This is a genomic window from Pseudoalteromonas sp. 2CM41L (genome assembly GCF_023161905.1).
In the GTDB taxonomy this organism is placed as follows: domain Bacteria; phylum Pseudomonadota; class Gammaproteobacteria; order Enterobacterales; family Alteromonadaceae; genus Pseudoalteromonas; species Pseudoalteromonas atlantica.
In genome coordinates, this window is sequence record NZ_JALNTN010000007.1 from 70,954 (window position 1) to 83,754 (window position 12,801).

Consider the following 12,801-nt stretch of genomic DNA (forward strand, 5'->3'; position numbering starts at 1 on the left):
AGTATCTATGCGCTCGAAATAACACAGCAAACAGGGTACATTGAGACTATAAATAACGCAAAATATAATCAGCCAAGGATATGCCATGAGCTTAAAGCGCATCAGCCAATTTTTTAATCCGGCCTCGGTAGCCGTTATTGGCGCCTCGAATACCCCCACACGCGCGGGGTTTGTGGTTATGCGCAATTTATTGCAAGGTGGGTTTAAAGGGCCAATCATGCCCGTAAGCCCTACCCATACTGCGGTACACGGCGTGCTTGCCTACCCTGATATTGCCGCGCTGCCCAAAGTGCCCGACTTAGCCGTTATTTGTACAAATAAAAATACCTTACTGAGCATTATCGAGCAGCTAGGTGAGCTTGGCTGTAAAAGTGCAATTGTGATTGCTGATGGGCTCTCATTGAGCCAAAAAACAGCCTTAAAGCACGCTGCAAATGCCCATCACGTTACTTTGCTTGGGCCTAATTGTTTAGGGCTGCTTATTCCGCATATTGGCCTTAATGCCAGCTTTTCTCACACAGTTGCAGCACCAGGGAAACTGGCATTTATATCGCAATCCGCAGCGGTGTGTTCCACTATTTTAGATTGGGCTAAAAATAAAGAAATTGGCTTTTCATATTTTGTTTCGGTCGGTGATTGCCTAGATATCGATTTTGACGAGCTGCTCGATTTTTTAGGCCGCGATGCAAAAACCAAAGCGATTTTGCTCTACATAGATAATATTGAGGATATTCGCGGGTTTATATCGGCAGCACGGGCAGCGGCCTTTAGTAAGCCGGTTATTGCCATTAAAACGGGAAAAACCGGAGCAGGCGCACTGGCTGCTGAAATTCATACCGGTGGCAAGCAAAGTTCAGATGCAGTGTACGATGCGCTTTTTCAACGCGCCGGTATGCTGCGTGTTAGTGATTTGCGCGAACTTTTTGCAGCCACGCAAACACTTGCCATCCACCCTAAATTACTAAAAGTCGAGCAATTAACCATTTTAACCAACGGCGGCGGCCCGGGGGTTATGGCGGTCGATGAGCTTATTTTAAATTCGGGCAAACTTACCCAGCTTAGTGAGCAAACACGATCCGCACTCAATAAAGTTATTCCGCAGTCGGATACTACATCTAACCCTGTCGATATTTTTGGCGACTCTGCTCCGGCGCGTTACAAGCAAGCATTAGAAATTTTACTTCGCGCCGAAGAAGTTAAAAACTTACTTATTATTCATACCCCTTCGGCACTGGCACCAAGTGAAGACTACGCCGATATGATAGTGCAAACCTTACAAAAAATACCAAAGATGGCGCGCCCTTATGTAATGACCAACTTTATGGGTGAAGATGCGGCTTATGCTGCGAGGCGTGTTTGCTCTAACCACACTATTCCAACCTATCGCACGCCTGAGGGTGCGGTTGGCGCATTTATGCATTTAGTTAGCTATCGTCGTAACCAAAAACATTTAACGCAAACACCCGAATCAAATACCGATGATGCAAAAATAAATAAATCAGCGGCCACTACGCTCATTAACGAATTTTTAGAAGAAGAGCAAAGCTACTTACCCACTCATCAAGCAAGCCAAATTCTTAGTCATTATGGTGTTGAGTGTATTCAAACAGAAGTAGCCTACACGCCCACAGAGGCGCGTGAGCAAGCAATTGAATTAGGCTTTCCGGTAGCGTTAAAGTTGATTAGCCCAAGTATTGCCTCAAAATCAGAAGTAGGGGGCGTGGTTCTTAACTTAAACGATGCAAACGAGGTTGAGCAAACCGCCTTTGCCATGCTGATACGAATTAAAAACACCTATCCAGATGCTGTTATTGAAGGGTTTTCATTGCAAAAAATGGCGCCGCGTGCCGGCGCTAATGAGCTGCGAATTGCCATTAAAACTGAGCCTAATTTTGGCCCTGTTATATTACTTGGTGAAGCGGGTAATGGGTTAGAGTATGCCCAAGCAGCCGTTGCTTTGCCGCCGCTTAATATGAACTTAGCTAAATACCTCATTGCAGCAGCAAACGATAAAGGCGTATTAAAAGATCGCATTTTGCCAGAAAAAGTCGATAAATATCGCTTATGCGCCCTGCTCACACGTATATCTCAACTTGTTGTCGATCAGCCCGATATAAGTGCCATGGAACTTAATCCTATTTTAGCCAGCAATGGGCAATTTTTAGTGCTTGATGCCACTATTAGTGTTAATCGCTATCAGGCACGCAGCGATCGTAAACGTTTGTGTATCCGCCCTTACCCTATTGATCTTGTAGAAGAAGTAACCCTTAAAAATAATACGCGAGCTACATTAAGGCCTATTCGCCCGGAGGATGAAAAAGCCCACCAAGAGTTTGATCAATCACTCAATAAAGAAGATCGTTACAAACGCTTTTTTGGTGAGCTGCCCCAGTTTAACCACGACCAGCTCGCAAAAATGACGCAAATAGATTACGACCGAGAAATGGCCTTTATTGTTTGTCAGCGCTTTGAAGGTAAAAGCCGCACCCTAGGTGTAGCACGCGTTATTATGGACCCTGATAATTTACATGCTGAGTTTGCAACCGTGGTTCGCTCTGACTACCAAGGTTTAGGTCTTGGCAGGCTGCTTATGAGCGCTGCAATAAATCATTGTAAGCGCCAAGGCGTAGAAGTAATTGAAGGCATAACACTGCCTGAGAACACCGGCATGATTGAGCTTGCCCGTAAGTTAGGTTTTACAATTAGCCGTGATTTTGAAGAAGGCAGTATTAATATGCTGTTAAAGCTAAACACATGAGCAGCACAGCAAGACAAACGTTAGCGCAGGTATTTGAAGGGACTGGCGATTACCGCAAAGCGGGGCATATACTCGACACCGCGCTGATTGCTTTAATTATGCTTAACGTTATTGCCATTGTGTTGGAATCAGTACCGAGTATAAACAAAGTATATTACCCGCAGTTTTTACTATTAGAGGTTATTTCGGTGGCTATTTTTAGTCTTGAATACCTTGCAAGGCTTTGGGCCTGTGTCGATAAAAGCAAATACGCAGCTATAAAAGGTTCAAACGCAAAACGCCGACTGCATTATTTTTTATCACCTTTGGCTCTTATCGATTTAATAGCTATTTTACCCAGCTTGTTAATGTTTGTGTTTCCTCTGGATTTGCGTTTTTTACGTGTATTAAGGCTTTTAAGAGTATTTAAACTTACTCGTTATTCACGTGCAATGCAGTTGTTATTACAAGCATTTAAAGACGAAGCGAGCTCGTTACTGGCCGCGTTTTTTATTATGTCGGTACTGCTAATACTTGCCTCCTGCGGTATTTATTTATTGGAGCACGATATTCAGCCAGATAAATTTGGCTCTATTCCTGCGGCTATGTGGTGGGCTATGGCGACCCTCACTACGGTTGGGTATGGTGATGTTGTACCGCTAACGCCACTTGGTAAACTATTTGGTGGCGTAGTTACTTTGGTGAGCATGGGAATGGTGGCAATTCCTACAGGCTTGCTTGCCTCAAGTTTTTCGGAGCAAATACGTAAACGCCGGCAATTTTTTGAAGATGCCGTACATGAGCAAATTCACCAAGGCAGTTTAGATGACTCACAGCGTTTGCACTTAGAGGAGCTGCGCTACAAACTAGGTTTAAGTAAGCTTGAGGCCAATAAGGCAATTAAAACGCAGCTTAATCAACGCAACAGTCATTTATTTTGCCGCCACTGTGGTAAACGCCAATAAGCTTATTTTTACTGGTTAAATATGTTGCCCCAATCTTGTTTGATCAGTGCGGGTACAGCTTCTTTAGGTACTGGCTTACTAAATAAATAGCCCTGAAAATGCTTACACCCTAACTGCTTTAAAAACTGCAGCTGTTGTTTGTTTTCAATGCCCTCAGCCACACACTCTTTACCTAAACTATGAGCTAAGGTAAGCGTTGATTGAATAATGGCTTCATCATCCGAGTCCACACCAATATCTTGCACAAAGCTTCTATCTATTTTTAGTACATCGATAGGAAAACGCTTTAAATACGTTAATGAGGCATAGCCTGTTCCAAAGTCATCCATGTAGAGCTTACAGCCAAGCTTTTTCAGCATTTCCATACTGTGCAGCGCATGTTTAGAGTCACGCATTAAAATAGACTCGGTAATTTCAAACACTATGGCTTCTGAGGGCACATTAGCGTGGCTCAACGCTTTATGAATGTCGGTTACAAGCTCTTCGTATTCAAAATCAAGTGCAGAGAGGTTTATCGACAAGTACAGCTGAGGTGAAATCTCACGCCATTGTTTAAGGGCTTGCAACGCACGGGCAAAGGTTTGCAGCATAATTTTTGTTATTAACCCTATGCTCTCAGCCGCTAAAGAAAACTCTTGCGTGGGCACTAAAGTGTTTTCTGGCCAGCGTAACAACACTTCAAAACCTTCGGTTTTTTGAGTGTGCGCATTCACTATAGGCTGGTAGTAATTGCAAAACTCTTGCTCTTGATACGCTTTAGTTAGCAAAGACTCTAAATGCAGGGCTTTTTGTACATGCTGATTCATCTCCTGCTTGTAAAACTTATAACTGCTTTCGAGCGACTCTTTTGCATGGTACAAAGCTATACTCGCAGCTTTTAACAGCGCAGCATGATCTGCGGCGTCATCAGGCGCTACTGCTACCCCGATACTTAAATTAACGTTTACCACCTGGCCATTAAATTCCATATTTTGGCTTACAGAGTCTATTAATTTAGAGCAAATAAGTAATACTTCTTCAATTTGCTGCACATCTTCCACCAGCACCACAAATTCATCGCCACCAAAGCGCGCAACACTTGCAGAAGGACGCAAAGAGCGCTTAATACGCTTAGCCACTTGCTTTATTAGCTCATCAGCCGCTTCACGTCCAAATGAGTCGTTAAAGTATTTAAACCGCTTAATGTTTATGTGCAGCATAGCTACTTTACATTGATGATTTTGCGCTTGCTCAATCGCATGCTCAACCCTGTCGTTAAACAGCATACGGTTAGGCAAACCGGTTAATGAGTCATAGTTGGCTAAAATATGAAGCTCATTTTCAGCCAATTTTTGCGCATGAATGTCGGTTAAAATAATAACGTAGCTGCTTAAACGGTGTTCAGTGTCGGCCACTGCACTTATTTTTACTAACACATGGCGCTGCTCACCACTGGCTAGGGTGACTAAGTCTTCACAGGAAAAATGCTCACCCACATTCAGCTTTTGCATTATCCGTAAGTAGTCAAAGCGATTACTTCGCGATATACCTAAATTAAGGGCGCGGCTAGAGCGTGGCTCACTAGGAAAGTTAAAGGCCGTTTGCAACGATTTGTTAGAGGCGCGAACCGTAAAGTTTTTATCAAGAATAAATACCCAATCACGGGTTTGCTCAAACGCAGCGGTAAATAAACGGGCATGCTCTTCAAACACCATTTCGCGGGTCATATTGGTGTAAGTACCCGCTACTTTTTTAGGAAGTTGTCCGCTCCATTCCACTACTTTGCCAAAGTCTTTATACCAACGCCAATAGCCTTTAGCGTGGCGCAAACGATAAGTGCAATTAAAGTAGCCTTTATCGGTTGATAAGAATTCTAACCATTCTAATCTGAAAAGCGCTTTATCTTGAGGGTGAATTTTAGCTAGGTAATCATCTAGGCTCACGCTTTCTTGATCATACCCCAGTTCATTACATAAGCGCGGCTGGTAAATACTACTCGATGTAGACTGCCAATCCCACATGCCCGACTCGCTACCCTCTAAGGCTAGTTTTAATCGCGCTTCACTTTCTTTACTTTCTTTATTAGCGGCCAGTAATATGCGCTGAATTTTGTTGCGGCGCATTACCCAAAAAGCAATAAATGCGATAAACAAAACACCATAAAGCACCATAAAATATGGCGCTCGCCACAGGGGATACTTAACACGAATTTTTAGCACTGCAGGCGGCGTGTACTCGCCGGTTAACGGATCTTTAGCCCATACTTTGAGCTGGTAATTACCTGGATTTAATTTAGGGAATAACACCCGATTATTATTCCGGGTGTAGGTTTTTTGGCCGTTATCGAGCTGATACTCATAAATTATGCGCTCTTGATAGCTAAACGCCATCGCTGAAAACGCCACCTCTAAACCGATATCATCATGGTTGAGGACTATTTCATTTAATGGCTGTTTTAAATCGATAGATAAGTCGCGCGACATTAAATCAACTCGCGTTATATTTACATGATCAATTAATGAGTGGTAATTTTGATTTTCCATCGGATGAAAATATGTAATGCCCTTTAAGCTGCCATAGGCAATGCGCCCATCACTTAAATGCGCCATGGCACTGCTGTTAAACTCAGCAGAAAGCAGCCCCTCAGATGTAGTAAACTGCTGAAAATGAAGTGTTTCTGGGTTTAGTCGCCATATGCCTTTATGGCTACTCATCCAAATCATGCCATTATCATCAAGCACCATGTCATAAAGTAAGGTACCTAACTTATTTTTTTCTAAGTCAATCGTGTGTACCAATTTGTAACTGGCTGCATCAAGCCCAATCAGACCAAAATTAGATAGCGAAATCCATAAAATATTGTTGTTATCGACCACGTAAGAAAGCACATTAATAGCCACGTTATCGTGCTGTTTTGGCACTTTATAAATGGTGTTTAATGCTAATGTGGTTGGGTTTACCTGATATAAAATACCCGCATTAAAAAACAAGGGCATATCAGGCTTGGTTGCCAGCGCTGGCGAAAAACCATGCGCCAAAAACGGCTCTATTTTGCTAAAGTCCCCTGCTAATCGGGTGATCTGCTGAGTATCAATATTATATACAAACATACCGTGATCTGAGTGCACATAGTACAAATCACCGTTAGGCATTAAGGTTACGCCGTGTACCCAGCCTTCTATGTAGGCTCTATTGTTGGGGTTTGTTATTGTTGGCCCGTTAATTTGATGCGTTATGGGGTCAAACTCAAACAGCCCACGGTTTGTATGTAACCAAAGCTTTTGCTTATAAGGAATAATTTCATACACGCTAAATTCAGTAGTCAGTAAGTCTACTTTGTGGTTTTTTAAGTAAACTTGGCTGGTGTTAGTGGCTAAATCAATTTCGGTTAAGCCATTATGCGTTGCCAGCCATAGGCTGTTGCCATACTCCGTAATGCCCCAAACCGAAGGATGAGAAAGGCCATCGCCACCCAGTTTACTACCATCTATATTGCTAAAGTGATAGGTATTATTAGACAGATAAAATGCACCATCGGTTTTAGTAGCGAGCCAATACCCTCCCGATTTATCTTTTACCATGTCTATCATACTGGTATCAGATAGGCTGTATTTACTTTGTGTAATACGTGTGTTTTTTACCAACTCTTTGCTATTTAAATCAAATTTAAAGAGCCCTTTATTAGTCGCCAGATCTAGCTTTTCGCCTTCGTTGATGATGCGCCATACATTTAAATCGGCAATAACGGCTTGGTTTTTAAATGCTATGTCGGGGCGTTCAAACATGCCTGGCAAGTCGCTAATATCAACTTGATACAAGCCTTTAACGGTGCCTACTAACAACTGATTATTTTCAATAACCGAAAACGATTTAACGTTGTTTTGATAAATATGCTCAGCTTTGCTTTTTAAATGCTGCAGCGGCCTAATTTGCTCAGAGGCGATATCAAATACAAACGCCCCATGGCTTGTGCCAATAAAAATATACCCATTGTAATGAAAAAGCTCTCTGACTAAGGTGTTTTCGTATTCTTTAGGCAGCTCAAATAGGCTGGTTATTTTACCTGTTTCAATATCTAATTTAGCAAAGTCGCGACCACGCCCAATCCATAAGGTTTTGTCATCAACCGCTGCCATACTAAATACCGACTGGCTTAAAATTTGTTTTTCGCTGGTAGGTTGAGAGATAAATTGCTGGTAGGTGTCGCTACTTGGGTCGTATTTAAATAAGCCGGCAAGTAACGAGGCTATCCAAATATTGCCTGCGGGGTCTTGGTAAATACAATCAATTATGGCTTCTTCAAGCTCGCCATTAGGGCCATTAATTGAAACAACTTGGTAACCATCATAGCGGTTTAACCCCCCTTCGGTAGAGAGCCATAGGTAACCGTTATCATCAAGCAGCATAGTGTTCACATAGCTTTGCGACAGGCCTTCACTGGGGGATAAACGTTTAACCTGTGCGCCAACTTGGCAACTAAATATAGCGATTAAAGCTATACAGCAACTAATGATCCAATGAACGCCTTTACTCATGGCTTGATCCGTTGTTTTTGTTATAAGTATTCGAGAACGACTATATTTCGATGCGCATAAATATCAAAAAGTGCTTTTAAACCAGGAGTATATGTTAATACTTGGTTAAAACCAAGACTCGTATATAAAGCTGTAATATTTTTATAAGCAAAGGTGTAAAGCGGCATGCTTTGTTGTTTTATAGCGGCGCATACAAGTTGCTTTGCCAGCCCTTTTGCACGGTGCTGCGGGGCAACAAATACGGTCGATAAAAATAAAAAATCGTGTTTATTTTGTATTCGACACGCCGCAACTATCTGCATTTCACTGTAAACAACCCAAACCTGATCTTGCTTATTAGCACGTCCTCTTACGCTATACAGTGCATAAAACTTATTAACTAATGGAATCTTAAGTGTGTCTAACTTTTGTACTGTGTACATATATTAGCTTAGCATTAACGCCAAATACTGCTCAAACTGTTGCTTTAAAAACGTTTGCTCTGCCACTGGGCGGCTATGAATCGTATTATAAACTTGCTCACGTGTTTTTTTATTACGTTTAATTTGATAAGCCCAAAATGAGGCTTCGTAATCTAATTGAATCTGGTATTTTTGCTCTCGGGGTAAAGCACATAAATTAAAACTCACAACCACTCCTAAGTACGGTTAGTTATCCGCATTTATTATACGTATATTTGAACCCATTTACTGTTTAAAAAGCAACAAACATGGGCAAAAACCAAACTATTTTGGTATTATTCGCTGCGATCATTTGCCCTCTCCTTATTTTAAACGGAAGTAACCTTGCAGATACAGCTCAATGCTTTGTTTTTATTAGTCGTTTTATTTTTTAGTAAAATTACACTCGCCAATCACAATAGCGTTATATTTAACCGCCCAGCCGACTCAGCTCAAGCAAGCTATGCGCTCGCTTTACTCACATTAGCCTATAAAGAACTTAATTATGAAGTACACATAATTGATTTTAATCGCCAAAATGCCTTATTAGCAGCCAATAATGGAGTGTTAGATGGCCAGCTTGGCCGCGATATAAGTATAGAGGCGGACAATAAAAACCTGCTCAGAATTAACTACCCACTGTTTGACTATAAGCTTTTACTGTTTAAAAACTGCCAACCCAATACACTCGATAAGCTCGATAGTATTGCGGTTTTGTCAGGCTATCCAGTTCAGCACCATTACTTAAATGAGCATAAGTTTAACGGCAATATTATTGAAGTAAAAAATATTACGACCCAACTTAACCTACTAGCCCAGCATAAAGTTGATGGGGCAATTATGCTCGACTTTGTGCTTAAAGCCGATAACTTTTCCCTGCCAGAGACCTGTATGCAAACCCAGCTGCTAAGTACATTTTCGCTCTATCACTATGTACATAAAAAGCACGCGGCTTTGGTAAGTAAATTATTGAATGCTTTAAATAAGCTACACGATAACGGCACTAGTCGCGCATTGCGCGCAAAATACAATTTAAAACTCTAGCATGTACAGCAAGGTTTAAAATTCAAAGCCTTGTTGTTTATCTAAAGTGGCTTGTGATTGCGCAGCTTGGCGCTTTTGTAAATACCGTTTGTAACGTTGTTGGCACAAGCTAAGTACTTTCTTTTTTTGCGCATTGCTTAACGCATTCCAATTAAAGCGCTCATCCCGGCTTCGGTAGCAGCCTTTGCAATAACCTCGGTTGTTTACTTGGCAAATACTTTTACAGGGGCTTGGAATATCAAATATTTCAATTTGTTGCATTGCGCCCCCTAAGTAGATTAATTGCTTTGTATGAGTATAGCTTTATTTATGCACAAAAAAAAAGCAGCGTTTACGCTGCTTTATTACACTATTTGCCAACGCAGATGCCTAATGGCTTTGCTCACATACTTTGTTTGTGATTTCAGTTTTGCGTTGGAATGGCTTTGCATACATAGCTAAAACAAGTGGCTTTAGCTCTTCTGGCACTAAGGCTAAACGCTGCTCAAAAGTGGCGGTATCGGGCTCATCAATAACTGCTTGCTTGCACCCACCGGCAATGTAATTTCCTGGGTGTAAGTAAAAAGACTCAACAATGTGCTTATCAATTGTTTGCGCCAGCTCATCAGCATCATCGCAGCCGCTTTCAACCGGTTGTCCAAATGCTAAGTGTACATGCCCTTTAGCAGAGCTAAATCCTTCAACAATACTTGCTATGTCTTCGCCTGCTGATTTTACGTATTCACCGTGCTGCTGTTTATGATAAAGCTCTTTTGCTTTAGAAATTGCACAAGGCTCATACTGATAGGAAATAGACACCGGAACAATTTTTAACTCTTTAATGTACTCGCCAAATTCTTTCTTTTGTTTACGACCATTAAGTTGCAGCATTTTTAAAAGTGCCGGATCTGTTTGATCAAAGCCGTCTTTTGCACGCCCTTCTTTTTGCGCAATCCAAATAGAATTTCCTGCTGTTAACGAGTCATAAATATACGACGACAACTGCGTAAGCGCCTTAAGCATCTCTTTAGGTGCTTTGGCTGAGCGCTTAACGATAAAGCTTTTATTTAAGCGCATCAGCTCGGTTATATACGGTATTTGCAATAAGTTATCACCAATTGCTATACGCACCGTCTTCATTTTATGTTGATACAAACCCCAATTAACAAGTGCAGGGTCCAGCACTATGTCGCGGTGGTTTGATATAAATAAATACGCCTGCTGCGGGTCTAATTTGTCTAAACCCGAAAAGGTAACTTTTGAGGTAGTGCGTTTTATAAGTTTATCTAAATACTTTGCAACTTCGTTTTGTACATCTTCAACGCTCGTAAATTTACCCCATTTTTTTCGTAACTGGCTTCTCACCAGTGTACGAGCAATAAAAGGCATAGCGGATATAAAGCGCGGTAAGTTGTACTTTGCTATTACATCTATAAACGCATTATCGTTAATTAAACGCGCTAGCGAGGCCGCAACTTCATCGTCGTTGTAAGGTCTTATGTCTGCGTACTTATCTTCTAATTCACTCATTACTGCATCTACAATGTTAAAAAAACGGCACGCAAAACGTACCGTTTATATATAATTTTGATTATAACTCAGCCACTCTTAAATAAGAAATAGCCATTTGGTTATGCTTATTTGCGAGCCATTTCAGTCTATGACCACACAAAAAGGGGTTGGTGCATTGTTTTTTAGTTTTATCAACGTTAATAAGGCTTGTTGACCTTTCACAGTAAAGTGAGTTCAACCTCAATTGATAAACAGGCCCCAGCGATATAGCCCGCTAAAATATCATGTTATTTATATTTGAGTGGGCAGACCAGACAATTTAAACTTTTATCAGCAACCTGACTTTTTGTACTAAGCATTTGGTAGTAATAGCATTAACAAAGGTGTGTATTCGTAGTACCTTAAACGCTCTTGCCATTTTACGGTACGCATTTAGATAGGACACACAATGAAAATCACCATTCTCGATAACGCTACTTTAGCTAAAACCTCGTTAACTTGCATTGAAGAACTAGGTGAGCTAACTACTTACGAACTTACGTCACCAGAGCAAGTTGTCGCTCACAGCCAAGGCGCGGACGTCCTTATTACCAACAAGGTTGTGCTAAATCGCGATACGATAAGCCAACTTAAAACGCTTAAGCTTATTTGCGTAAGTGCAACAGGCACTAATAATGTTGATTTAAACGCCGCTGAAGAATTTGGTATTGTCGTTACCAACGTAGCAGGCTACTCAACCCCTTCGGTTGTACAGCACACGTTTTCGTTAGTGACTAATTTATTAGGTAATACACACCGCTACCAGCGCGACTGCCAGCAAGGCGCTTGGCAAAAAAGCGAGATGTTTTGCAGATTAGATTACAGCTTTAATGATTTACAAGGTAAAACATTTGCCATTATAGGCGGCGGAACGCTAGGTAAAGGTGTGGCGACAGTAGCGCAAGCTTTTGGAGCCAATGTAGTGGTTGCAGAGCGTAAAGGCGCCTCTTGTAGAGAAGGCCGTACACCTTTTGAAGAAGTATTAGAAACCGCTGATATAATTAGCGTGCACTGCCCGCTTACTGATGAAACACGCGATTTAATTTCGTTAGATGAGCTAAAAATGATGAAACCCAGCAGTATTATTATCAATACCGCCCGTGGTGGCATTATAAATGAAGCCGACTTAGCCACAGCCCTAGAGCAAAATTTAATTGCCGGTGCGGGTGTTGATGTACTTACTAAAGAGCCGGCAGAGCCTTCTAACCCGCTGGCTAATTACACAGGCGAAAACTTGCTTCTTACACCTCACATTGCATGGGCCAGCACAGAGTCAATCGTACGCTTAATTAATGAGGTAAGCCTAAATATTGCAGCCTTTACTAACGGCGAGTCTCGTAACCGCTTGGTATAATAACAATTTGCAATAATAATGAGCCGCATTGAGGCTAGGTTTTACCTGCCTCAAAGTCCCTCATTCTATTTAGTAAATAGCTGTAACGTGTTTTCGCTATGCTAAATAAACGCAGGCTAGCTTAATCGTTAAAAAACCTAAAAAGTGGCTGTTTTTGCTAATGATTTTTATAATTAATCACTTAAAAACAGCCATCACAATCTAACCCTATGAATTT

The 12,801-nt window shown here is 41.5% G+C and carries 9 protein-coding genes; 4 read left to right on the top strand and 5 right to left on the bottom strand.

Annotated features, from left to right (window positions below; all coding sequences use genetic code 11):
• Positions 1–85 precede the first annotated feature (85 nt).
• Positions 86–2,758, top strand: coding sequence for a bifunctional acetate--CoA ligase family protein/GNAT family N-acetyltransferase (locus MTF64_RS10620; RefSeq protein ID WP_248451316.1), 2,673 nt, complete (start codon positions 86–88; stop codon positions 2,756–2,758).
• Entirely contained in the window at positions 2,755–3,702 is a 948-nt protein-coding gene (locus tag MTF64_RS10625; RefSeq protein ID WP_004586829.1) for an ion transporter, read from the top strand. Before MTF64_RS10620 ends, MTF64_RS10625 begins: the two co-directional genes overlap by 4 nt.
• Positions 3,703–3,710: 8 nt before the next feature.
• On the opposite strand, the gene MTF64_RS10630 is transcribed toward MTF64_RS10625, so the two are convergent.
• Genes MTF64_RS10630 through MTF64_RS10640 form a run of 3 tightly spaced genes read right to left on the bottom strand, consistent with a single transcriptional unit; the run spans position 3,711 to position 8,845 of the window.
• Entirely contained in the window at positions 3,711–8,216 is a 4,506-nt protein-coding gene (locus MTF64_RS10630) for an EAL domain-containing protein (RefSeq protein WP_248451318.1), read from the bottom strand.
• 20 nt (positions 8,217–8,236) lie between these two features.
• Entirely contained in the window at positions 8,237–8,638 is a 402-nt protein-coding gene (locus MTF64_RS10635) for a GNAT family N-acetyltransferase (RefSeq protein WP_248451320.1), read from the bottom strand.
• Between the two features lie 3 nt (positions 8,639–8,641).
• Positions 8,642–8,845: a DUF3283 family protein gene (locus MTF64_RS10640; protein WP_004586826.1), complete on the bottom strand. Its 204-nt coding sequence runs from the start codon at positions 8,843–8,845 to the stop codon at positions 8,642–8,644.
• A gap of 156 nt (positions 8,846–9,001) precedes the next feature.
• On the opposite strand from MTF64_RS10640, the gene MTF64_RS10645 reads away from it, so the two are divergent.
• A complete protein-coding gene (locus MTF64_RS10645) occupies positions 9,002–9,700 on the top strand; it encodes a transporter substrate-binding domain-containing protein (protein WP_248451321.1) in 699 nt (232 codons plus the stop codon).
• A gap of 15 nt (positions 9,701–9,715) precedes the next feature.
• Here the strand turns inward: MTF64_RS10645 and MTF64_RS10650 are convergent, their stop codons facing one another.
• Both MTF64_RS10650 and MTF64_RS10655 read right to left on the bottom strand, forming a co-directional pair.
• Positions 9,716–9,961, bottom strand: coding sequence for a DUF1289 domain-containing protein (locus MTF64_RS10650; RefSeq protein WP_004586824.1), 246 nt, complete (start codon positions 9,959–9,961; stop codon positions 9,716–9,718).
• Positions 9,962–10,069: 108 nt separating this feature from the next.
• The gene (locus MTF64_RS10655) at positions 10,070–11,209 is read right to left on the bottom strand and encodes a 1-acyl-sn-glycerol-3-phosphate acyltransferase (RefSeq protein ID WP_029774392.1); all 1,140 of its coding nucleotides are present in this window, start codon (positions 11,207–11,209) and stop codon (positions 10,070–10,072) included.
• Positions 11,210–11,639: 430 nt separating this feature from the next.
• On the opposite strand from MTF64_RS10655, the gene MTF64_RS10660 reads away from it, so the two are divergent.
• Positions 11,640–12,584, top strand: a complete 945-nt coding sequence (locus tag MTF64_RS10660) for a D-2-hydroxyacid dehydrogenase (protein ID WP_248451323.1) — start codon at positions 11,640–11,642, stop codon at positions 12,582–12,584.
• Positions 12,585–12,801 lie beyond the last annotated feature (217 nt).